This window comes from Ureibacillus acetophenoni (assembly GCF_900220965.1).
Classification (GTDB): domain Bacteria; phylum Bacillota; class Bacilli; order Bacillales_A; family Planococcaceae; genus Ureibacillus; species Ureibacillus acetophenoni.
In genome coordinates, this window is the sequence record NZ_OBQC01000006.1 from 83,555 (window position 1) to 107,261 (window position 23,707).

At 35.5% G+C, this 23,707-nt stretch carries 23 protein-coding genes and 1 other annotated feature; of the genes, 8 read left to right on the forward strand and 15 right to left on the reverse strand.

Annotated features, from left to right (window positions below; genetic code table 11):
- Positions 1-43: 43 nt before the first annotated feature.
- The 3 genes from CRO45_RS09820 to CRO45_RS09830 all read right to left on the reverse strand — a co-directional run bounded on the left by CRO45_RS09820 (position 44) and on the right by CRO45_RS09830 (position 3,169).
- Positions 44-2,173 (reverse strand): bifunctional diguanylate cyclase/phosphodiesterase, encoded by a 2,130-nt coding sequence (locus tag CRO45_RS09820; protein ID WP_097149484.1) that lies wholly within the window; start codon positions 2,171-2,173, stop codon positions 44-46.
- Positions 2,174-2,421: 248 nt separating this feature from the next.
- The gene (locus tag CRO45_RS09825) at positions 2,422-2,802 is read right to left on the reverse strand and encodes a VOC family protein (protein ID WP_097149485.1); all 381 of its coding nucleotides are present in this window, start codon (positions 2,800-2,802) and stop codon (positions 2,422-2,424) included.
- A 22-nt stretch (positions 2,803-2,824) separates the two neighbouring features.
- The gene (locus tag CRO45_RS09830; protein ID WP_097149486.1) at positions 2,825-3,169 is read right to left on the reverse strand and encodes a VOC family protein; all 345 of its coding nucleotides are present in this window, start codon (positions 3,167-3,169) and stop codon (positions 2,825-2,827) included.
- Positions 3,170-3,448: 279 nt separating this feature from the next.
- Here CRO45_RS09830 and trhO point away from each other — a divergent pair, with 279 nt between their 5' ends.
- A complete protein-coding gene (gene trhO / locus CRO45_RS09835) occupies positions 3,449-4,408 on the forward strand; it encodes an oxygen-dependent tRNA uridine(34) hydroxylase TrhO (RefSeq protein ID WP_097149487.1) in 960 nt (319 codons plus the stop codon).
- A 43-nt stretch (positions 4,409-4,451) separates the two neighbouring features.
- Here trhO and CRO45_RS09840 read toward each other — a convergent pair whose 3' ends face one another.
- Positions 4,452-5,330, reverse strand: a complete 879-nt coding sequence (locus CRO45_RS09840) for a LysR family transcriptional regulator (RefSeq protein WP_097149488.1) — start codon at positions 5,328-5,330, stop codon at positions 4,452-4,454.
- Between the two features lie 230 nt (positions 5,331-5,560).
- On the opposite strand from CRO45_RS09840, the gene CRO45_RS09845 reads away from it, so the two are divergent.
- Positions 5,561-6,484: a carbon-nitrogen hydrolase family protein gene (locus tag CRO45_RS09845; RefSeq protein ID WP_097149489.1), complete on the forward strand. Its 924-nt coding sequence runs from the start codon at positions 5,561-5,563 to the stop codon at positions 6,482-6,484.
- 52 nt (positions 6,485-6,536) lie between these two features.
- Here the strand turns inward: CRO45_RS09845 and CRO45_RS09850 are convergent, their stop codons facing one another.
- The 7 genes from CRO45_RS09850 to CRO45_RS09880 all read right to left on the reverse strand — a co-directional run bounded on the left by CRO45_RS09850 (position 6,537) and on the right by CRO45_RS09880 (position 13,482).
- Positions 6,537-6,989: a GNAT family N-acetyltransferase gene (locus tag CRO45_RS09850; RefSeq protein ID WP_097149490.1), complete on the reverse strand. Its 453-nt coding sequence runs from the start codon at positions 6,987-6,989 to the stop codon at positions 6,537-6,539.
- Positions 6,986-7,441, reverse strand: coding sequence for an NUDIX hydrolase (locus tag CRO45_RS09855; protein ID WP_097149491.1), 456 nt, complete (start codon positions 7,439-7,441; stop codon positions 6,986-6,988). Before CRO45_RS09855 ends, CRO45_RS09850 begins: the two co-directional genes overlap by 4 nt.
- 28 nt (positions 7,442-7,469) lie before the next feature.
- Positions 7,470-7,919: an NUDIX domain-containing protein gene (locus tag CRO45_RS09860; protein ID WP_097149492.1), complete on the reverse strand. Its 450-nt coding sequence runs from the start codon at positions 7,917-7,919 to the stop codon at positions 7,470-7,472.
- 107 nt (positions 7,920-8,026) lie between these two features.
- Positions 8,027-8,491, reverse strand: a complete 465-nt coding sequence (locus tag CRO45_RS09865; RefSeq protein WP_170949459.1) for a GNAT family N-acetyltransferase — start codon at positions 8,489-8,491, stop codon at positions 8,027-8,029.
- Between the two features lie 141 nt (positions 8,492-8,632).
- Positions 8,633-10,321, reverse strand: a complete 1,689-nt coding sequence (gene argS, locus CRO45_RS09870; protein ID WP_097149493.1) for an arginine--tRNA ligase — start codon at positions 10,319-10,321, stop codon at positions 8,633-8,635.
- A 45-nt stretch (positions 10,322-10,366) separates the two neighbouring features.
- Positions 10,367-10,760, reverse strand: a binding site (T-box leader).
- Between the two features lie 385 nt (positions 10,761-11,145).
- Entirely contained in the window at positions 11,146-12,213 is a 1,068-nt protein-coding gene (locus tag CRO45_RS09875; RefSeq protein WP_097149494.1) for an alpha/beta fold hydrolase, read from the reverse strand.
- A 783-nt stretch (positions 12,214-12,996) separates the two neighbouring features.
- The gene (locus tag CRO45_RS09880) at positions 12,997-13,482 is read right to left on the reverse strand and encodes a tetratricopeptide repeat protein (RefSeq protein ID WP_097149495.1); all 486 of its coding nucleotides are present in this window, start codon (positions 13,480-13,482) and stop codon (positions 12,997-12,999) included.
- 197 nt (positions 13,483-13,679) lie between these two features.
- Between CRO45_RS09880 and CRO45_RS09885 the strand changes: the two genes are divergently transcribed.
- Positions 13,680-15,488 carry a S9 family peptidase gene (locus CRO45_RS09885; RefSeq protein WP_097149496.1) on the forward strand — a complete coding sequence of 603 codons (1,809 nt, stop codon included), beginning with the start codon at positions 13,680-13,682 and terminating at the stop codon, positions 15,486-15,488.
- 41 nt (positions 15,489-15,529) lie between these two features.
- Here CRO45_RS09885 and CRO45_RS09890 read toward each other — a convergent pair whose 3' ends face one another.
- Both CRO45_RS09890 and CRO45_RS09895 read right to left on the reverse strand, forming a co-directional pair.
- Positions 15,530-16,222, reverse strand: a complete 693-nt coding sequence (locus CRO45_RS09890) for an AIM24 family protein (protein WP_097149497.1) — start codon at positions 16,220-16,222, stop codon at positions 15,530-15,532.
- A 261-nt stretch (positions 16,223-16,483) separates the two neighbouring features.
- A complete protein-coding gene (locus tag CRO45_RS09895) occupies positions 16,484-17,473 on the reverse strand; it encodes an ABC transporter substrate-binding protein (protein ID WP_097149498.1) in 990 nt (329 codons plus the stop codon).
- A 166-nt stretch (positions 17,474-17,639) separates the two neighbouring features.
- Between CRO45_RS09895 and CRO45_RS09900 the strand changes: the two genes are divergently transcribed.
- From CRO45_RS09900 to CRO45_RS09915, 4 genes are read left to right on the forward strand one after another with little or no spacing between them, the layout of a single operon-like run.
- Positions 17,640-18,644 (forward strand): FecCD family ABC transporter permease, encoded by a 1,005-nt coding sequence (locus CRO45_RS09900; RefSeq protein ID WP_097149499.1) that lies wholly within the window; start codon positions 17,640-17,642, stop codon positions 18,642-18,644.
- A complete protein-coding gene (locus CRO45_RS09905; RefSeq protein ID WP_097149500.1) occupies positions 18,641-19,696 on the forward strand; it encodes a FecCD family ABC transporter permease in 1,056 nt (351 codons plus the stop codon). The genes CRO45_RS09900 and CRO45_RS09905 overlap by 4 nt, the downstream gene beginning before the upstream one ends.
- A gap of 16 nt (positions 19,697-19,712) precedes the next feature.
- On the forward strand, positions 19,713-20,540 hold the full coding sequence (locus CRO45_RS09910; protein ID WP_097149501.1) for an ABC transporter ATP-binding protein: 828 nt from the start codon (positions 19,713-19,715) through the stop codon (positions 20,538-20,540).
- Positions 20,518-21,294 carry an IucA/IucC family C-terminal-domain containing protein gene (locus CRO45_RS09915; protein ID WP_097149502.1) on the forward strand — a complete coding sequence of 259 codons (777 nt, stop codon included), beginning with the start codon at positions 20,518-20,520 and terminating at the stop codon, positions 21,292-21,294. Before CRO45_RS09910 ends, CRO45_RS09915 begins: the two co-directional genes overlap by 23 nt.
- Positions 21,295-21,390: 96 nt before the next feature.
- Here the strand turns inward: CRO45_RS09915 and CRO45_RS09920 are convergent, their stop codons facing one another.
- Positions 21,391-21,756: a hypothetical protein gene (locus CRO45_RS09920; protein WP_097149503.1), complete on the reverse strand. Its 366-nt coding sequence runs from the start codon at positions 21,754-21,756 to the stop codon at positions 21,391-21,393.
- 214 nt (positions 21,757-21,970) lie between these two features.
- On the opposite strand from CRO45_RS09920, the gene CRO45_RS09925 reads away from it, so the two are divergent.
- A complete protein-coding gene (locus tag CRO45_RS09925) occupies positions 21,971-22,873 on the forward strand; it encodes a cation diffusion facilitator family transporter (protein WP_097149504.1) in 903 nt (300 codons plus the stop codon).
- A 97-nt stretch (positions 22,874-22,970) separates the two neighbouring features.
- Here the strand turns inward: CRO45_RS09925 and CRO45_RS09930 are convergent, their stop codons facing one another.
- Positions 22,971-23,678 (reverse strand): DNA alkylation repair protein, encoded by a 708-nt coding sequence (locus CRO45_RS09930; protein WP_097149505.1) that lies wholly within the window; start codon positions 23,676-23,678, stop codon positions 22,971-22,973.
- Positions 23,679-23,707: the final 29 nt, after the last annotated feature.

Consider the following 23,707-nt stretch of genomic DNA (forward strand, 5'->3'; position numbering starts at 1 on the left):
TCTTCATAAATGAAAACTCATGCTATTTTATATTAAAGATGAATTAGACAACCGCATTGTTATTAACAAACTCTTCAAAGGCTTCTTTCCTTAATGGTTTGCTATAATAATAACCTTGTCCAAACAATAAGCCTCTCTCACTTAACCGAGAAACATGTTCTTCTAACTCAATCCCTTCCGCAATTACATTTAATCCTATTGTCTTTGCTAAATTTAATACTGCTAATACAATCGCTTGGCTTTCTTGATTGACATGAATATCTTTAACAAAGGATTGGTCGACTTTTAAAGTATCAATTGGCAAATGCTTTATATAACTTAATGAACTATATCCCGTACCAAAATCATCTACAGAAATTTGGATCCCTAACTTACGAACTTCCTGTAAAATAGAAACTGTATTTTTTAGGTCAGCGAAAATGCTCTCTGTCACTTCAAACTCTAGCCATTTTGGGTCTAGTCCCGTTTCTTTTAAAATCTTATGTACTTGTTCAATAAAATTCGGTTCCTCTAATTGACGAACGGATATATTTACTGATACAGATAGTGGTCCATAGCCCTTATCTTGCCATTCCTTCGTTTGTCTACAACTTTCTCTTAAAACCCACTCACCTAATGGTACAATTAGTCCTGTTGACTCCGCTAATGGTATAAATTTCATTGGAGGAATTGTTCCTAAGTCTGGATGTTTCCATCTTACCAACGCCTCCATCCCAATGACCTCATTTGTACAAATGTTAAGTTTAGGTTGGTATTCTAAGTAAAATTGTCTTTCTTTTATACCCTTTCTAAGAGCATTTTCTAAAATTCTACGTTCAAATGATTGATGTTCAATGGATTCATTGAACACGCTAAAATTATTTTTCCCATTGCCCTTCACTGTATAAAGTGCATCATCTGCGTTTTTAATTAGTTCATCGGATGATGTTCCATGATCAGGATATAGCGCTACTCCTAGACTACATGTAATTCGATGCTCCACACCATCAATGTTTAACGGGGTTTGAAATTTTTCCAGTAACTTTTTCACTACAGCGCTAGCTTCTTCTTCACTGTCTATATCTTTTAACATGACAACAAATTCATCCCCACCGAATCTTGCAGCAACATCTTTTTTGCTTAACACAGATTGGATTGTGTTTGCAGCTTCCTTTAATACTAAATCCCCTATGTCATGTCCCCATTGATCGTTAATATTCTTAAAGTTATCTAAATCAATAAATAATATTGCTAGTTTGGATTTCGTTTTCGAGCGATTCATCATTTCATCTCTTAGCTTACTAATAAAGGAACGACGATTTGGAAAATTTGTTAAAGAGTCATGATACGCTAAATGATATACAGTTTGTTCTACTGCTTTACGATTACGAATATCTCTCATAACAATTAAAAGTAATTCGTTAGAAGAATAAGTTGAATTACTAATGATTCGAATCGTTGCCTCAACATCAATATGATTACCGGAATTATTACAAATGCGAAATTCCATTAAAAGTGGTTCTTTTCTTTTTCGACAATAGGTTTGAACATCATGTTTAACAGCTTCTAGATCTTCTGGGTGTATTAAGTCGAAAAAGTTTCCATTTATTAAAGAAGCAACATCGTAATTTAAAAGAGTATTAAATGTTGGCGATACATATCTAAAAGAACCATTGGATTCTATAAGTGTTAAAAGATTGATTGTATTCTCTGCGATTAGTCGATAATTCTCATTATTTCTTCTTGCTTCTTCCGCAAATTCTTTTTCTTTCGTAATTTCTGTACTAATAGAGTAGTATTGAACAGTCTCTCCCTCTTCACCTACAATTGGTACAACTATAGAATGAACCCAGAATTTTGACCCGTCTTTCTTTTCATTTTGCATTTCCCCCTTCCAAATACGTCCTTCTAACAACGTCTTAACCATATCTTTTAGGTCGTTAGCTTTAAACGTATTCGAATAGAAAAAAGCATGTTGTTGCCCGATTAATTCGTCCCTACTGTACTGACTTGATTCACACGCTAGATCATTTACATAAATAATCTCGCCCTTTTTATCGAATACAATAACGATTGAGGATTGATCAATCGCATATTCCAACAGTTGAAGTTTCTCTAATTTTTGTCTCACTTTTAGTGGTAGATTTTCTAATTCTATTATTTCATCCTCATTATTGATGTAATTATATTTCATAAAGAAAGATACTCCTTTTTACTCAACGAAGTTATTAACTTAGTGCGAATGAATCATATATTTCACTATAAGATAATACCTAATATCTATATTGTATACAAATTTCTTAACTGTCAAAATTAAAAATAAATGATTCCCCTTTATTATGTACTTTATCTAAATAAGCGATAACCGCTTCGATTATAGAAATAAAAAATGTCGGAAAATATACTTTTTCCGGCAAATAGTAATCTTATTTTTATATTCTATTAACAGTTACAAATCATCACTACATTACCATCGGGATCTTTAATATTGAACCAAGCCGTATCCCCTACTCTTTCAATTTCTCTAACAATTGAAATTCCCTTTTCCAAAACATAGTTATAAGCTTCATCGATATTTGTAGTAAAGAAATTAAAAATTGGATTTGGACTGACATGATGTTGAAATATTGGATCAAATGTATGGTCATCTAGTGTGAGTGAAGTTGTACCTGTAATTGGAACATTAAATACAGGAGATTGTACTTTTTCTAAATTGATTTCTAAACCTAGTAAACCACAATACCATTTGGCAGATTCCTTTAGGTTAGTTACATGAATAAATACACCATTCATTTGATTTATTATCGGGACTGTTTTATTCATTTCTTCCTCCTTGGAGTTATTTTTACTTATATTCAATAAGACCAAAACTAATTCCTACTGGGTCTATTAAATAGGCAAGATAAAACTCTTCGAACTCCATTTTGTCACGTAGTATTTTAGCTCCCGCATTGCAACTTTGTTTAATGACTTCTTCAATCGAATCCACTTCTATTTGAATGCGTGTTCCGTGTGGGAAATCTGCAGGTCCCAAGCTGATTCCTCCATTAATGTTTGACTCTAACCCAGTATCTACTGGCCAGTAATCGTAATTTGGTTCTGATACTTTCCAACCGAAAACATTTTTATAAAACTCAATTGCTTTCTCGGGTTGTTGACTGTTCATTTCAAAGCCGACAATTTTAGCCATTTGTGACATCCTTTCTTTAGAATCTATTAGATTTATTATTCGGTTAATTAATTTATGATTCCTTGTTTTATTCAAGAAAACTTGTTAATTTGATTATGACTTAGTAAGAATTTGGCTATATTTCATTCATATGCTGATTCACAATATGTGAAATTTATGATATTATTTTAGGGTTGCTGTTTTAATGTTTTATTAAAATAGTGATTGAATTTCTATCATTACGTTAGAAGTTCACCGATCAGGTATATCCTGCAAATATAATTGAGAGGTGGAAACAAATTGGATTATCGAGTTTTACTTTATTATCATTATAATCACATTGAAGACCCTGCCGCTTTTGCAGCAGAACATTTAGAGTTTTGTAAGTCGATTAACTTAAAAGGTCGTATTCTTGTAGCACATGAAGGTATTAATGGTACAGTTTCAGGTACAGTTGAAGATACAAATGCATACATGGAACATATGAAAAATCATCCATTATTTGAAGGCATCGTTTTCAAAATTGATGAAGCAGACGGTCATGCATTTAAAAAAATGCATTGTCGCCCTCGTCCAGAGCTTGTTAACTTAAGCTTACCAGAAGATGTTAATCCGCACGAACTCACTGGCCGTTACCTTTCTCCACAAGAATTCTTTGAGGAAATGCAACGTGAAGATACAGTAGTTCTAGATGTACGTAACACTTATGAATATGATGTCGGTCACTTCCGTGGTGCGATTCGCCCAGAGGTAGAAACATTCCGCGATACTCCACAATGGATTCTTGACAACAAAGAGCTATTCGAAGGGAAACGCGTTTTAACATACTGTACAGGTGGTATTCGTTGTGAGAAATTCTCTGGATGGTTAATGCGTGAAGGTATTGGTGAAGAAGTTGGACAATTACACGGTGGTATTGCAACTTATGGTAAAGACCCTGTTGTAAAAGGTCAGCTTTGGGACGGGCAAATGTACGTATTTGACGAGCGCTTAACTGTTCCAATTAACCAAGTTGAGCACGTTGTAGTTGGACGTGATCATTACGATGGTACACCATGTGAACGTTATGTTAATTGTGCAAGCCCTGAATGCAATAAGCAAATTCTTGCATCAGAGGAGAACGAAGCAAAACACCTTGGTGGTTGCACAATCGAATGTACAAAAGACCCTCGCAACCGTTACGTAGCAAAACATAACTTATCAGAAGAGTATGTTGCTGAAGTCGTTGCGAAATTAGAAGAAGAACAACAACTTGTATAATAGATAAATTTTGGGCACTCCTATTCGGGAGTGCCTTTTTGTCTTATTTATAAATTTCAATCACCGTTTCTAAAAAGGCTCGTAATGCATGTGGTGTGTAACGATTTTTTTTCACGGCAATGCCAATTTTCCAAGGGATATATTGACTGCTAATTTCTTTAACAGCTATGTTGTTTCCAAACATTTTTACTAATGGACTCGGCACCATTGCCACTGCTAGACCTTCTCTTACTAAAGCAATTAGTAGATCCCATTGTGATGTGTTATAAACTTCATTTGGTACAAACCCTTCTTTTTGGCAACTATGAAGAACGATTTGACGTAGTGCAAACGTTGAGTCAAATAAAACCCAATTCTCATCTTTCAATTGTTGTAGTGACAGTTCCTTCGCATCTTGTAAGTTATGATGTTCCGGTAAGCAAACAACAAAATGCCCTTCATAAATTTGTTGTACTTCCAACTCATTACTCTTTGCGGGCAATACAACAAAGGCTGCATCTACTTCCCCCTTGGCAACAAGCTTCTCAATTTCTAGACCGCCATCCTCTACTATTTCTAGGGTCACATCTTTGTAAGTTTTAGAAAACTGCTTAGCTACTCTTGGAAAGAAAAACGTTCCAATAATTTGGGGTAATCCAATTTTTAAATGGCCCGTAATCTGTTCATTCATATCTCCGAGGGCAAACTCCAATTCCTTTTTTTGTTGAAGGATAATTAGTGCCTTTTCATAAAGTAACTTTCCTTCATCTGTTAAACGAATAATTCGGTTCGTACGGTCAATTAATTTAACCCCTAGTTTCTGCTCTAACTTTTGTATCGTTTTTGAGAGAGATGGTTGGGCAATGAAAAGCTCTTCGCTTGCCCTTGAAAAACTACCACATTCAACTACTGCCTTGAAAGCTTCTAAATCACGAAAGTTCATTATTGCCCTCCATTATTCCATTTAAGAATACTAATTATGTCTTTTATATATTTTACATTATATTCAAGCTTAAATTAGACTTTTTATGTATGGGATTTAATTAGAGTTTGTTACGCTAGGGTGCATTTAGTGATTTTTCTACTCCCTAGTGTGGATTACTACTGTCACCATTGTTGTAACAAACTCTACTATGTTTTAACAATACGCATTTCAAACAAAGGGGTTTCTATATGACGAATTGTAAAGTAGCTGTTGTACAAGCAGGTTCGATTGTCATGAATAAAGAGAAATGTATTGAGAAAGCAGTAGACTTAATTCAAGAGGCTGGAGAGCAAGGGGCTAACATTATTGTTTTCCCAGAAGCTTATATTCCAGCGTATCCTCGTGGGATGAGCTTTGGGGCTGTAGTCGGTAGTCGAACACCTGAAGGACGTAATGAATTTTTACGTTATTCTAAAAACGCGATTACAGTTCCCGGTCCTGAAACGGATCAATTAGGTGAGGCTGCAAAAAAAAGCGGTGCTTATGTTGTTATGGGAGTCATTGAACGGGATTCAGAGCTAAGTGGTGGTACATTGTACTGCACTGCGATCTTCATTGGTCCGGATGGTACTTTGCTTGGAAAACATCGGAAATTAAAACCAACTGGTAGTGAACGTCTCATTTGGGGTGAAGGAGACGGAAGTACTCTCCCAGTGTTTGATACGCCATACGGCAAAATTGGTGCTGTGATATGTTGGGAAAACTATATGCCATTACTACGTACAGCAATGTATGAAAAAGGAATCCAAATTTATATTGCACCAACTGCCGATCATCGTGATTCTTGGTTTGCAACGATGCGCCATATCGCCTTGGAAGGGCGTTGCTTCGTATTATCTTGCAATCAATACAGTACAAAAGATATGTATGAAGAAGATTTGCTGGAAACAGAAGATATGCAAAAGGCACCGTTTGAACTAACAAGAGGCGGTAGCTGTATTATTAATCCGCTGGGAGAATTTTTAGTGGAACCTGTATTTGGCAAAGAAGAAATTTTATACGCCGATTTAGATTTAGACGATATTACACGAGGTCATTTTGACTTTGATGTCGTTGGCCATTATAATCGTCCAGACATTTTCAAACTGATACTAAATGAAGAAAAACAATAATAACTTTGATGGGATGTTTTGAAAGTGAATCTTTCTTAACACCCCGTCTAATTTATAAGTCTTGAGATAATCGAATCATATCTCTACATTGAATTCCATTTTCATAGATTTCATCAGAATAATGTTTAACAAAAAAATCGTGGTCAATACCTGTTATTCTAAAGCCACATTTTTGATACAGGGCAAGCTGTGAAATACTTGAATTCCCAGTACCAATTTCGATTGTTTTATAACCATTTCCCCTAGCCTTTTGAATGGCATCCAATACCATTTGTTTCCCTAAGCCCTTCCCCTGGTGTTTTCCCTCGACTGCTACATTAACGATTTCAACAGTTTCAGGTCTAGTTGGAAGTAATACATAAACTCCAATCATTTCATGATCCACTTCAACAACATAGCACTTCCCCCTTGCCAAATAACCTTCAACTATTTTTATAGAAGGGTCTGCTAGTAATAATAAATTCATTGGTGGTTTTTCCTGATCGTTTAGTTCTCTAATAATCATAAGCTACTCCTATTAATAAATTCTCTTATTATCGGTAAATCTGGCGGACTAATGTTCTGTGGGAGATCATGAAGTTCAAAGAAAGACATAGCTTGGGATTCTCCTTCATCAATTTTGATTTCGCCTTCGTAGTCATCACAAATGTATGCTGAAACTACGTTGTACACTTCATCACCATGAGGATATTTATAATAAAATTCTTCCCCAGAGTAGACATTGAATAGCTCTAATTTGTTGGCTATCAAACCCGTCTCTTCATAAAGCTCTCTTTTTGCAGCTTCCTCCAATGACTCCCCTAGCTCTAAGGAACCGCCTGCTAACCCCCAACAGTTGTTGTCCTTCCTAAGCTGTAACAAAATCTCTTTATTTTTATTGAATACAATAACACATGCTCCAACCATGATTAGTGGAATGCTACCGACAATTTTTCTTAACTCCATTATGTAATTCATAGATTTTCTCCCTTATATTTAATGGCTATTATTCTATGAAATCAAAGATTCTTATATCGACTGCATCGATAGGTCCAAGTGGTTCTTTTAAGTCCCATAGTTTAATTTCCGATGTCTCATTATTTTGTAGAAACGATTCTAGTTCTTCGATTGTTGTTGTATATACAGGATTGTATTTAATCTTACCATCTGATAAGTTTTTAACTTTAGCTAATCCTTGAAATGCTAAATCCTGAACCTGTTGCCCAGTTTCCTCATAAAGTTCTCGAATCGCGCATTCTTTCGGTGTTTCGTTACCCTCACATTTTCCTGCCGGTATCTCCCATTGCTTTCTCCAAGTGTTGTAACAAAGAAGATATTTACCTTCGCATTTGATGAGAGCAAATGAACCTGCAAGTGGATTGAATTGATGCAGTTCCTCTTCATTTGTATAGATAAAATCAATGAACTCAAATCCATTATTTTTAGTAATATTCAACTAGTCACCTTCCTTGTTCCGGCATTAAATATGCTAGATTGGATAGGGACGAATTTCCTTTAATAATGTCACCTATCCTGTATTTTTTAGTGTAAGACCTCATGAATCTATTTTACTTGAGTCGATTTTTCATAAACTTTCGTTTCTTCCCCATTGAAAAGATATGCATTGGTTGAATGTTTCCAACCGTATTTTTCGTAATATCCATCAATATCTGTACAAAGATATAAGGTCTCATAGCCTATTTTACGAGTTTCCTGGATTGCATGATTTAGAAGCGCCTCGCCCACTTTTTGTCCCCTTGATTCAGGCACTACATATAAACATGCAAACCATGGAGTTAAATCTTGGCGGCTAATTAAATCATTTCTTAAAAGTGCATACGAACCAATAATTTTTTCGTTTTGAAGAGCTATATAAAATCTAGGTAAATCACTTTTAGTCGTAGCAGAATGCTTCATACAATCATGGTAGAAATGGAAATTCTGTTCATTGCCCCAATACCCCCATATAAAATCAATTGCTTGGTCGAATAAATCTGTTCTATCCTTTATTTCAACTATTTCAATCATGGTGTTCTCCTTAATCATCAAATCTATTTATTACTCTCCATACTAAATTCAATAAAAATAGCACTTCTCCTTCCTGGAAAAGTGCCTTTAAGAGTCTATAGTTCGTTACAGCTGTAATAAAAGATGAATCGCCTCATAGCCCTACATCTCTTCAGGTGCATGAATTCCTAATAGACGTAGTCCTTCATTTAAAACAACTTGAACGCAATACACTAGAGTTAATCTTGCTTGTTTTTGTTTTAAGTCATCAAGAATACGTACAGTCCCATAGTATTTGTTAAATGCTTTTGAAAGATCTAAAAGAAATTTTGCAATTTGGGATGGATCGTACTGTTCAAATGCACGTTTAATGACATCAGGAAAGACCATTAATTTTGTAATAATTGACCATGCTTCACCATCTGTTAATGTGACAGCATCCAGATTTTCCTCGTATCCCCCTTTTCTTAAAATGGATGAGGCACGTGCATGAGTATATTGAACATATGGACCGGTTTCCCCTTCAAATCTCAACATATCTTCAAGTGAAAATTCAATGTCATTTAAGCGATGATTTTTTAAATCATGGAAAATGACTGCACCCGTTCCTACTTGTCGAGCAACATCCTCTTTTGCATCAAGCGTCGGATTCTTTTCTTCTATATTTTCCTTGGCAAGGTTGATTGCTTCAGTTAACACTTCTTCTAATAAAACTACTTTCCCTTTACGAGTAGACATTTTTTTACCGTCTTTTAACATCATGCCAAAGGGAACATGTTTCAGACCATTATGCCATTCGTAGCCCAGCTTTTCTAAGACAGTAAAAAGCTGTTTAAAATGTAGGGATTGTTCATTGCCCACAACATAGAATGACTTTTCGAATTTGTACGTTTCCTGACGGTAAAGAGCTGCTGCTAAATCCCGTGTAGCATAAAGAGTAGTCCCATCTTTCTTTGTAATTAAGCAAGGTGGTAAATCGTCTCCGATTTCTACAATTTGTGCCCCCTCTGACTCTTGTAATAGATTCTTTTCTTTTAGTAACTGAACAACTTTATTCATCTTATCGTTATAGAATGCTTCCCCATTTGTTGAATCAAACTTAATCCCAAGTAGTTGATAGATTTTATTAAACTCTTTTAGAGATTCCTCTCTAAACCAATTCCATAACTTTAAAGCTTCTTCATTGCCATTTTCCAGGTTTTTAAACCAATGTCTTGCTTGATCATTTAGTTCTTCATTTTGTTCTGCTTCATCATGAAACTGTACATATAATTTTAAGAGTTCTTTTATCGGATTGTCTTGAACCTTTTCTTTGGTGCCCCACAATTTATAAGCAACAATTAACTTTCCAAACTGAGTTCCCCAATCACCCAAATGATTGATTCTAACTACTTCATAACCACATTTTTCTGAAATAAGAGCTAAGGCATTCCCTATAACCGTTGAACGTAGATGGCCCATCGAAAAGGGTTTAGCAATATTTGGAGAGGAAAAATCAATCGTAATGACTTTTTTGTTTCCGATAGTTATTTCTCCATAATGTTCCTTTTTAGTAAGTACCTCTTTGATGACATTTGTTGAAACGACTCTTTTATTTAAAAATACATTTACAAAGCCACTAATTGCTTCTACATGTTGAAATGTATTAGACAATTGTAAGTTTTGAGCTAGGTCTACAGCGATCTGTTGAGGCGACTTTTTGTAAATCTTCGCTAATTCAAAACATGGGAATGAAAGATCTCCCAGTTTATCGAACTTTGGTTTCTCAATCATACTTTCCAACTTACTTCTATCCGCAACTTCATGTAATTGACCAAATAATACTTCTGCAAACTCATGTTTATAGTTCATGTCATTCCTCCTTAAAATAAAAAAACTCCCGCCTCTTTTCATAAGAAAAGAGACGGGAGTTGTATTTTCCCGCGGTACCACTCTAATTGTTAATCAAATACGCCTCGGCGTATTTGCGCCCAGATTTTATCGAGCTTGCTCGATAATTACCTTTAAAAAATCTGTGGCATCCGCCGGAGGCTTTAACTTCATTCATCTTACCACCTAATTAATATTTTAAACTTCTGTACCTATCGCAAGAGCTTTATTTGTACAAAACATCTGTTGAATGAAGTTATAACCACTCTATTTGATAACGAGGTTCACCCCGACTTTCCCTACTACATTTTCAGGAAAGTATCTACAAAGTGCGCTTCATTATTTGATCCGTACTAGGCTTTCACTATCCCTAGCTCGCTTTACCTTTACAAATAACTACTCTCTTTGTCATCGATTTTTTATATTGTATTTCAATCAATTATAGCCATTCATTACCAAATTTCAAGGATTTTTTTTCAATAAAATTGCATTCATAGGTTTCTTATGAGCAACTTCAACTATGAATTGAGTAATTTTAGAACCCTAGGGATTTTTTGAGCAACTTTTGGGCGCTTGCGAGCAACTTTTATCTGTTTACGAGCAACTTTTATCTGTTTACGAGCAACTTCTTCATTTGCCGAATTTTATGAGCGACTTTCGGGAGTTTTCGAGCAACTTTCGGAACTTTATGAGCATTTTGATCGTGGAATTGAGCTACTTTCATGCACTTATGAGCAACTCTCCCTCCACACCAACAAAAAATCAGCCCTACCAAAGAGCTGATTTTTGATTTTTCATTATATATATTATTCTGCAACTGCCTCTGCAACATTAATAGCAAGCAGTTCATTTAAGTAGTTATCTACTTGCGTAAAGTAATCTGGTTCCACGCCAAAGAGTCCGAAATGACCTAGTAAACTATTAATTACTTTTAATTCACTGTTTGGAATTAGTTTTTGTTCTGCCTCACAGTCACGTACTGGGAAGAACATGTCTTCATTAAGTGGCATGACAAATACTTTAGCTTTAATGCGACCAAGAGCCTCTTCTAGATTACCATTCGTATGACGACTCACGTCACCTCTTTGCCATTTCCAAGCCATTGTAAGTAATGAATTCGGATCTAAACTTTGGAATAATGGTTGTAAAAAGCCTTCAGTAAATTGTTCTACCGTTTCAATTCCAAAGAGCTTCCACCCTTCTTGCTTGTAGAATTCTGTACTTAACCCCATCACAGCCCAAATATCTGCATGTCTCTTTAAACCATCCGCTACATCGAAATGAGACGAATAGTTTCCACCATTCCATCCTGGGTCAGACGTAATCGCATCCATTAAAGTTTTCGTAAATAAGAAGTCATGTACTGTGTTTTTAGCTGTACCTGCAATTGGCGCTGCACGTTTTACCATATCTGGGTAACGAACTGCCCATTCATATGTTTGCTGCGCTCCCATAGATCCACCGACAACTAATGCAATTTCTTCAATTCCAAATTTCTCTGTAATTAATTTGTGTTGTGCTCGCACATCATCGCCGATTCGAACATTCGGGAAATTTGCCATAGCAATCGGCTCTGGGCTGTTATGAGGTGAACTAGAAACACCATTACCAATTTGATTGATCACGATAATAAAGTACTTCTCAGGATTTAACGCTCTGTCCTTGCCGATATAAGATTCATAGTTTTTACTTGTCCCAGAAAACCAAGTAGGAACGACAATCACATTATCTTTTGCTTCATTTAACGTTCCATGAGTAGTATAAGCTAGCTTTAAATCTGGAATGATGCCACCATCTTCTAATTCAAAATCTCCTAAATTATAAATTTCAAAAGGCCCAACATTTTCTTGCGAATAGAAATCGTTTTGAATCATTAACTATTTCCACCTTTCGATATAAATTAAGATGACTGAATTTGAAATGTGCTTCTACTATAATTTTAGAATTATATGAGGCTTAAGTCTATGACTATTACTGTCGAAAAATACCGGCTCTAAAGGATCTAAATACTCTTGTCTTTTAAAGGGTCATGTTAGGGGACATTTCTTTTTGGATTCTCAATTTCTTGACTAGGTAATAGGTTTGCGTGACAGATTTTTTTGATACACCTACTTTTTGTCATGCAAATTGATTTTGCGTGACAACTTTCTTTGATCTCCCTACTTTTTGTCATGCAAATTGATTTTGCGTGACAACTTTCTTTGATCTCCCTACTTTTTGTCATGCAAGTTGATTTTGCGTGACAACTTTCTTTGGTTCAACTACTTTTTGTCATGCAAGTTGATTTTGCGTGACAACTTTCTTTGGTTCAACTACTTTTTGTCATGCAAGTTGATTTTGCGTGACAACTTTCTTTGGTTCAACTACTTTTTGTCATGCAAGTTGATTTTGCGTGACAACTTTCTTTGGTTCAACTACTTTTTGTCATGCAAGTTGATTTTGCGTGACAACTTTCTTTGATCTCCCTACTTTATGTCATGCAAATTGATTTTGCGTGACAACTTTCTTTGATCTCCCTACTTTATGTCATGCAAGTTGATTTTGCGTGACAACTTTCTTTTGGGTTCAACTACTTTTTGTCTTGCATATCCATTTTGCGTGACACTTTTATTCAGGTTCCTAATTTCTTGTCTAACAACAACCTTTTACGGAAACTATTACTTCCACACTTCATCCAACTTATCGGAATAAAATTCAATAGCCCTTTTATATTTTAAAATTTCATGATCCGTAGTCGTCTCGATTAAGGATTTTAGTAATATTTCCATTGCTTTGCCGTGTTCATTCAAGTTATATAACGTCATTGAATAAAACACCTGCATCGCTCTATTGTTAGGAAATTGCACTACGCCCTGTTGAAATACCTGCTTAGATTTTTCATACTCACCTAGAGTACGATATGTACTTCCCAATCCTAATAAAGCTCCTTCTAATTCTCCTTTTGGTAACCCTAAACGAATTGCCTCTACATAATAAGGAACTGCTTTTCCTTCTTCTCCCAATAAATCGAAACTCCATGCACATTGATAATTGATAGATGCATTCGTTGGATATTTTTCAATTAGTTTTATAAGTACTTCATTGGACTCTTTGTGGTTTCCACTTTGTCTTAAATTGAGTGCTTCCTTTAGTTCATTTTCCATTAGTAAAACTCCCCATCATCTATTTCTCTTATTCTACTTCAACAAATAACCTGTCAGTCCTCTTTCTAGGTCTTATTAGTTTTATTGATTAATAGAATATGTACAGTGTTACACAAATTTAGTTGGTGCAATTTTTAGAAAAAACTGAATATTGGTGATAAACTATTTATATCTTATGAGAATGGGAGAGTTGCTTAATGGTTCAATTTGGTAAACCGGATGTAGAACAATTTTTTCAAACGTTAGATGTTCAAGATTTCACAATTAGTCCAGATGAGAAACAATTAGTCATTAGTACTAACCTTAACGGACATTTTAATCTATGGGGATTAGACTTACCGAAACAGTTTCCATATCCTCTAACTTTTAATAATCAAGCAGCATCATTTCTTCAATTTGCGAAAACTGGTGATTTCATTATTACAGGATTTGATCAAGATGGTGATGAGAATATACAACTGTATGCTCTTTCACCTCAAGGTGGTAATCTCGTTCCTTTACGTACAAAAGAAGGAGAACGACATTTCTTATCGCATTTAACTGAAGATGGTAAACGACTTTATTATTACACAACAAAAGATAACCCAACATATTTTAATAGTTATGTATATGATATTGAGTCTGGTAATGAGGAATTATTGTTAGAAGGAACTGTTGCTCCTACTGGTGTAGCAGCCGTAAGTCCAGATGAAACATCATATGCGTTCGTTAAAATGTTTGGAAACACTTATTCATTAGGTTATGCACATATTGATGGCGAAAGCTTTTTAATGACACCTGAAACTACAGAACAACATACAATTTCTGATGGCGTATATACATCTAATTCTGAAATATATTTCCTAACAAACTATGATTCGGATTTAACATATCTTGCAAAGTTTGACTTAAACTCTAAAAAATTTGAAGCAGTTCTACAACTTGAAAATGAAGACTTTTCTAGCATGAGTTTCTCAAAGAAGGACAAAGCCCTCTATATTGTTGGTTCATTTGGAGTAGAAGATCGTTTGTACAAATATAGTTTAGAAACTGGTGAATTGAAAAACATCGAAACGCCTTCTAGTATTGTAGAAAAATTAGTTGTCACGCAAAGCGGAAATTTATACCTTCTAGGACGCTCATCTACAAGACCAAGAAATGTCTTTGTTTCTAAAGATAATGGTGCTACTTGGGAAGAATTAACTCACTTCCGTGTGCCAGGGGTTCGTGACGAAGATTTAGTTGAACCTGAAATCGTTAAATATCCGTCATTCGATGGACTTGAAATTGAAGCACTGTTCTTTAAAGCGAAAGAGGAAAATGCAAATGGACATGTCATCTTATGGCCACATGGCGGTCCACAATCTTTAGAAAGAAAATGGTTCCGTTCGATGTTCCAATTCTTACTGAATCGCGGCTATTCCATTTTTGCACCAAACTTCCGCGGATCTTCAAATTACGGCTTGAAGTTTATGAAGATGGTTGAAGGTGACTGGGGTCACGGTCCACGTTTAGATAATTTAGAAGGTGTCGAGTGGCTAATTAAAAATGGCTATGTTGAGGAAGATAAAGTATTACTATTAGGTGGAAGTTACGGAGGATACATGGCCCTTCTTCTACACGGTCGCCATGCAGATAAATTCAAAGCAGTCGTTGATATATTTGGTCCAAGTAACTTATTCTCCTTTGTTGAGTCTGTTCCGGAATTCTGGAAGCCATTTATGGAGCAATGGGTTGGAGATCCAGTAAAAGATAAAGAAAGACTGACAAAGGACTCCCCTATTACTTATTTAGATGGCATGACAAAACCGATGCTTGTTATTCAAGGTACGAACGATCCACGAGTTGTTCAAAAAGAATCAGACCAAATTGTTGCAGCACTAAAAGAAAAAGGCCGAGAAGTGGAATACATCGTTTTAGAAGACGAAGGCCACGGCTTCTCGAAAAAACAAAATGAAATTTTTGTTTACCGTAAAATGCTCGAATTCTTTGAGCAGCAAATTTCAGTAGAAACAGCTACAAAATAAAATAAACAAGGCGCTACTCCCATGGAATAGCGCCTTCTACTTTAACTCTGTGCTTGCATATAAACTTCTTCATATGGTTGAACGATAACAAATCCATCGCCTTCAAATCTCATTTGAATCGATTCGCCACTACCTCTTCCGATGAAAGTTTTAAGGGATATATCCGTTTGGAATTGTGGCTCAAGATTTCCAGACCACGCGACAGTTGCATTTGGATCTGTAATTACTGGTTTACCAGGCGTGACACGTAATGTCAATGCTTCATAGTGTGCTGTTATCGCAACTAAGCCAACTCCAGAACATCGAATATTAAATAATCCACCAGCCATCATTCCAGCAACTCTTCTCATCATTTTAATTTCATGATGAATAGATGGAGTAAAAGCAAGTAAGTCATTACCATTGACGGAGATTGATTCGTTATTTAAGTGAAGAATGATAACCTTTTTACCGCCATCAGCAAGATATAATTTCCCTTGCCCATTGGCTTTCATGAGGGAAGCCCCTTCTCCGGAGATTGCCTTTTTAAACAACGCTCCAATCCCCTGCTCTAATATCCCTTCACGCTCAAATTTAATATGACCTTCATATGCAATCATCGATCCAGCCTTAGCCCAAACTTGCCCGTTCAGATTCACTTCTAACATACGTGGTGTTTCTAATTCAAAGAATCCTTGTCCTTTATCCGTTTGCCCAGTTGTTCTAATAAGTTCATCGATCGAGTACTTATTCATCTCCCTTTACCTCCCCTTTATTTTCATTCTAAAAATAAAAGAACCAATAATCATAAACTAATTAAGTCTTTATTTGGAAGTATAAACACCAGCAATTATAATCCCACAGCTTATCAATATGATTTAAATATTATTTGTATGATTAGCAGTGATTTATATATAGATGGAAAGGAGCGTTAAATTACTTATCCCCCTCAATTATCATAAAAAAATACCCCATCAAATAAATGATGAGGCATTTAGTATTTTTGGTAAGATGGCTTAATTTTTTTCAATGAAGAATTCTTCAATATCATCAAGCATTAAATTAGCAGCGATTACTCCTCCAGCAGTATTCCAAATGGCATCACTTACTTTATGGATGTTCCCAGCTTTTACAGCATTTAAGTTTTGGAATAATGGATCATTAACCCATTCTTCTTCTAGCTGAGTAGCTTCACCATCGCCTGTTTCATATGAGAAGTAAAAAATAATATCTCCATCCATCGCAGGAATACGTTCTTTTGTTACATTCTTTTCAGCAAAATCATCCACATTTTGAGATTCAGGACGTGCAAAACCTAGTTGGTCTAAAATAACTCCAGAGAATGTATCTTTATGATATATTCGAACATCACCTGCCATGAAACGAACGATTGATACTTCTTTTTGTAGGTTATTTCCTAGTTTTGATTGTAAATCCGTTACTCGGTTATCAAAATCCTGCATAACTTGTTTACCTTCTTCTTCTTTGTTTACTGCTTTTGAATAAAGCTCAAAGTTTTTCTTCCAATCTCCTCGCAGGTCTTCTGCGAATACTGTAGGTGCAATAGCACTTAGTTGCTCATAGATTTTCTCATGTCGCATTTTATTTCCAATAATTAAATCGGGTTCCAAAGAAGCAATTGTTTCTAAACTTGGCTCACCTTCCATACCAACGTTTGTAACGCCTTCCATTTCATCTTCAATATGGTCATACCAAGGATTACCAGTCCAAGATTGAACAGCACCAACAGGTTTTACATCTAAAGCAAGTAGTGCCTCTGTTCCCTCATTTGTTAATATAACAATTTTTTCTGGAGTTTTTTCTAATTCAGTCGTACCCATTGCGTGTTCAATTGAATATCCTTCAGTCGTTGTAGGCGTTGTTTCTCCATCAGAAGTATCGCTCTCTTGCGTAGTTTCAGAATTATTTCCGCAACCACTAAGAATGAGAATACTTAGTAAAGCTGTTAATAAGAAAAATTTGTGTTGTTTAAAATATGTAAACATATTTTACCTCCTTTGATTGATAATGATTATCATTTACTTTTAGAATATTATTCGATAAAATTAACTATGTCAATAAATAATTGAAAATGATTATCAATTACTTATAAGCAGGCTATCTTTCATAATAAGATATAAATTATTTGTTTTTATAGGGAGAAAAAGATGAATGGTTCTACATAGTGTTAAAAGTAAATATTTTGGCCTTATTATTGGCCTACTGTTACTAATATTGTTTAATTTTTTAAGTATTATTCTTGGATATACAGATATTACGATTCAAACAGTTATAGAGAGCTTTACTAACTTTAATGGCTCGAATGAACATATTATTATCCAAGACGTACGGATACCAAGGGCGTTAATTGCAACTACCGTAGGAGCAAGTCTTGGGATTGCAGGCGCTTTATTGCAAGCATTAACAAGAAACCCTCTCGCATCACCAGATATTCTTGGTTTTAATGCAGGTGCGAGTTTTTCAATTGTTGTAGCACTTATGTTATTTTCAGTTTCGTCATTACAAGCAACTACTTGGATTGCTTTCGTTGGTGCAACCATCGCTGGTCTTTTAGTTTATTTCTTAGGTTCGATTGGTCGAGATGGTATGACACCTATTAAAATGACCTTAGCAGGGGCTGCCATTGCTGCCCTCTTTGGATCATTAACTCAAGGTCTACTAGTAATGGATGAATCTGCATTAGATCAAGTTTTATTCTGGATGTCGGGATCCGTACAAGGTAGAAAACTTGAAATTTTGCTTGCCGTATTACCATATTTAGTTATCGGGTTGGTTATTGCTATCTCCATTTCAAATAAAATTAATATCTTAATGATGGGAGAAGATGTTGCCAAAGGGCTTGGCCAAAGAACACTGATTGTCAAACTTATTACGGGCCTTTCGGTTGTTTTACTAGCCGGCGGATCAGTTGCAATAGCAGGTCCAATTGGATTTATTGGAATTGTCGTACCCCATGTAGTGAAGTCAATTGCAGGTAATGACTATCGTTGGATAATTCCTTACAGTGGAATTGTCGGTGGAGTCTTTCTCTTAATGGCTGACATAGGTGCTCGTTATGTGTTAATGCCTGAAGAGGTTCCAGTTGGTATTATGACTGCCCTTGTAGGTACACCTTTCTTTATATACATTGCACGTAAAGGAGGAAAGCTTGCATGAGAAAGTATACTTCAGTAAGAGCTTTTCGAGATCGTATTTCTTTTCTACTTGATCGTAAAGCTATTACATTTCATGTCATCTCCCTCTTATTACTTGGTGTGATATTTTTAATTAGTGTAGGTATGGGAGAACAGCTCTTTTCTCCATGGAAAGCATTGAACATAATGTTAGGCAATGGTAGTAGTTTTGAGTCATTAATTGTTCAATCATTCCGAATGCCTCGCATTCTAATATCAATTTTGGTAGGAATTAGTCTTGCGGTAGCCGGTGCTATTTTACAAGCTATTCTTCGAAATCCTTTAGCCTCACCTGATGTAACAGGAATTACAGGTGGCGCATCGGTAGCGGTTGTTTTATTTCTAGCCATATTTAGTAATGAAAGTAATGCTTTAACAGTGAGCATCCATTGGATGCCACTTGCAGCATTTATTGGGGCAACAATTGTTGCAATTTTACTATATCTACTTGCATGGAAGAATGGCTTATCATCTTTCCGCTTAGTGTTAATTGGTATTGGTTTATGGGCTTTAACAAAAGCGTTAACAAATTTATTTATGATCATTGGTCCAATTCATCAAGCAGCTCAAGCAAATGTTTGGATTACTGGTTCTGTTTATGGTGCTAATTGGAACAACGTTCAAATTTTAGCTCCCCTAACGCTTGTTCTGTTAATTATTGTATTCATTATGACTAGACATTTGAATATTCAAGAGCTTGGTGAAGATATTGCATTAGGTGTTGGGGCAAGAATCGAAAGACAGCGGTTTGGTTTACTTTTACTAAGTACTGCATTAATTGGAAGTTCTGTTGCCTTTGCTGGTGGTATAGGCTTTGTTGGCTTAATGGCACCACATATTGCTAGAAAGTTAGTCGGTTCATCATTTGGAAACCTATTACCTTTATCAGCAATAATAGGTGCAATTTTAGTATTACTTGCTGATACAATCGGTCGAACTGTCTTTTTACCACTCGAGATTCCGGCTGGCGTATTTACTGCAGCTATAGGAGCGCCTTACTTTATCTATTTATTATACCGACAACGAAATGCTTAAATAGGAGTGTACCATTATGAATGTTTTAGAAACGAAAAATTTAACCTTATCTTACGGAGAACATATTATTTTAGATCAATTAAATCTTACCATTCCTAAAGGTAAAATAACCGTTCTGATTGGTAGTAATGGTTGTGGTAAATCCACCCTCCTTCGCTCTATGGCACGGTTACTTAAACCCACAAGTGGTTCGATATTATTAGATGGTGAAATGATGATGAAACTACCTACAAAAGATATCGCGAAAAAGTTAGCCATTCTACCTCAAGGTCCAGTTTCTCCAGAAGGTTTAACTGTATTGCAATTAGTAAAACAAGGTCGCTATCCATATCAGAAATGGCTTCAACAATGGTCATCAAAGGATGAAGCAATCGTCCATCATGCATTACAATCAACAGGTATGACCGAACTTTCTGATCGATTAGTCGATTCTTTATCTGGTGGGCAAAGACAACGTGCGTGGATTGCCATGACATTAGCACAGGACACTGACACAATTTTATTAGATGAACCTACTACTTATCTTGATTTAACTCATCAAATTGAAGTTTTAGACCTTCTATTTGAATTGAACGAAAAGGAAAAACGTACAGTTGTAATGGTACTACATGACATAAATTTAGCCTGTCGCTACGCCCATAATATTGTTGCCGTAAAGGAAAAGGCGGTTTATGCACATGGTAAACCAGAAGATATAGTAGATCGTGAATTAGTGAGAGGTGTATTTAATCTAGAGTGTGAAGTTATTCCAGATCCGGTATTCGGAACTCCAATGTGTGTACCGTACGGGAAAGGTAGGTTGATGAATGGAGTGAAAAAAGATGTTATCCACATTCACTCCTAATGAAATAACTGTATTGAAGGAAACCTATCGATTAACTTTTAAAACTAGCGCGTCTGACTTAACTACTCAGGTATCCCTTTTGTTGGATGAAGAGAAACTTCATACTTATTTAACAAAGGTTAAATCAATAACAAAGGCAGCCAACCTGGGTGTAGCTGCCTCTCTTTTCGTGAAAAGATATAGTTTTGCTGTATTAATTGCGTTATATTCAATGACTATAATGAACAAACGAATCGATTTTTCGGTCGATAACCTATCCATTCAAACCTTAGATGAATCGGATACGATATGGCTTCCCTCAATAAAATTTGAGAGCTTAAATTTAAGCCCATCTCTGGATTTTGACAGAGCAAACTGGCGAAACGAAATATTAACTGAAATTTTTTCAAACCATATAGAGATATTATTCAGTTGTTTAAATAAAGTCTCTAAACTTTCCAAACGAATTATGTGGGAAAATCTTTATACATATATTGTTTGGATGTATACAAACTTACTAGCAAATAAAGAGTATGAAGATCTACACCCTATAATCATAGATGATTTTGATTGGATAACATCAGTAGGAAAAGGAAATGTATTTGGTGAATATATTGAAAATCCCTTTCTAAACTTTAGAGGTACAAAGGAAAGTATAAATTTATTAGACGGAACTCCTCACAAAAGAATCACTTGTTGTTTGTCATATTTAACTGAAAGTAACAGGAGCTTTTGCAAAAACTGCCCTATTAAGCGGAAACGTAAACAAGTATGAAAAAATCTAAAAGGACTATTTTTCGTTGGCATTATGCCAGAAGAATAGTCCTGTTTATACTAAAGTTTAGTTGAAATAACAATTGCCAAAATTCCCTTAATCTACAATAAATTCCGCAATCGATTCTTTCGCATCCCCAATAGAAAAAGTTGTAAATAAAACTTCATTACCTATCTCAACTTCGTTATTATCTAATTGCTCTTTAGCCTCTTCAGATAAGCGGTATGTTATATCGTTACCATTCGCAGTAATGACTACTTCATCGTCTGCTTCAATGCTTTTTAATGTACCTGTAATTTGAGGTGCTTCTTCCCCAGCTAACATTGTACCTCCAGCTAAATTCTCCGTGGATTCTTCAGTTTCATTCGTTTCATTTTCTTGTTCTGCATTTCCACAAGCCCCTAAAATAGTCAGCATAAATATACTAACTCCAATGAACGTCAGTTTCTTGATGTTTTTCACCTAGTTCGCCTCCTTTGCTTCCATCTATACATTTGTCGAATAATCATTGAATTCGTTTCACCGATATTGAAAACTACTAACTCTCATTTTTCAGGACATTAATTTATTAAATGTTGTCCTTATTTAGTAGTTTTTTGCATAAGTTGGACTATTAACAAATGTAGAAAAGTTCTATTAGTTATTTAGTAGATATCTACAATATTGGAGGAATCGTATGCATCACCACCACCATCATCACCATCACTCTGAAAATAAAAAAGCTTTATTTGTAGGTTTTATCATTATTTCTGCTTTTGTCCTAGTAGAATTCGTTGGAGGTATTTTAACGAATAGTTTAGCTCTACTATCAGATGCGGGACATATGTTTAGTGATGCTATTTCCTTAGGTGTTGGCTTAATCGCCATAAAAATAGGTGAGCAATTCACAAGTGAAAACAAGACTTTTGGTTATAAACGCATTGAAGTGTTAGCTGCACTATTTAATGGCCTTCTATTAATCTTAATATCCATTGCAATCATGTGGGAGGCACTTCATCGTTTTTCTGAACCACACATTGTTGCTAGTAAAGGGATGCTTATTATTGCAGTTATTGGTGCATTAGTGAATATTGGGGTGCTAATTTTACTAAAAGATGCTCACAATCATGGAAATATAAATATGCAAGCCGCTTTTTTGCATGTTGTTGGGGACTTACTCGGATCAATTGGCGCTATTATTGCATCACTATTAATAATGTTCTTTGGATGGACGTTGGCAGATCCATTTGCAAGTGTAATTGTTGCCTTTTTAATTATTAAAAGTGGGTTTAGTATTACTTATGATGCGGTCCATATATTAATGGAGGGAAAACCAATTCATTTGGATATGGAGCAAGTTCGTAAAAGATTAATGCAAATACCAGGTGTTGTAAAAATCCATGATTTACATGCATGGAGCATTACTTCAGATTTCCCCTCATTGAGCTGCCATCTCGTCATATCAACGAACAATCACGATGAAATACTAAAAGAAGCACTTAGAGAATTGCATGATACTTTTCATATCGAACATGCTACTGTACAAGTGGAAAGCGTACGTGTAGATCTAGAAAAGTATGAACACCATCTTTGTAATTAAAGAAAAAGCGTCTATCCATTTATAGAACTAGCCCCTGTCAAGTAGGCTGGGGCTAGTTCACATTTGGATCAACGCTTTCAATTCTTGCTTTATTTTATTAACATATACATGTCTTTCTTTTGACCCCTAATTTATCTTTCGCTTCTACCTTTTGAATATAATCTACTGCAAGAGGTACTTTACAAGCGGTATTTCCAACATCTACATGCACCTTACCAATAGATTCAGCAACTTGTTTTGCTTCCTCAGTTAACTCTGGAACATATGCGCCTACGGATATGACAAAGCCATTCATAACGTAACGTACACGATTTCGCTCCTGATGGACTGTATTTTTCACTTGATCCAATAATTCTTTTATTTCATTTATATCTAGTTCATCGTCAGGAGTAATTGATAGATAGTTTGAGTAAGCACTCCAACCACATACTGCAATCATTTCTTCCTCTGATTTCATCCATTCCCTAGCTAGTTCTAAAGCATAATTACTTTCCGCTGCCACTTGTGCAACTGTATATTCAGCAGCCATATACCAATACGCTTTTTTAGCCCAATCTTGTAGTGTCTCCTTTGTAATAAGCTTAGGATTTACCGACAGACCCGCTAGATACATTGCGTCATGATTGCCTGAGTCATACAATTGTAACGCTAATTCGTGATCCTTCTTTACAAACTTAACTAACTTCTTCAAATCACCAATCTTCACGCCAAAATAAGGCTCTTTAACTCCGTGATTTAAGTAAACTTGTTTCGTTTGTTCTGAACCTAATTCTTCTAACTTTTTCATAATTTCTTCGTATGTCATAGTACCATCCTTTCACGCACTTCAATAAT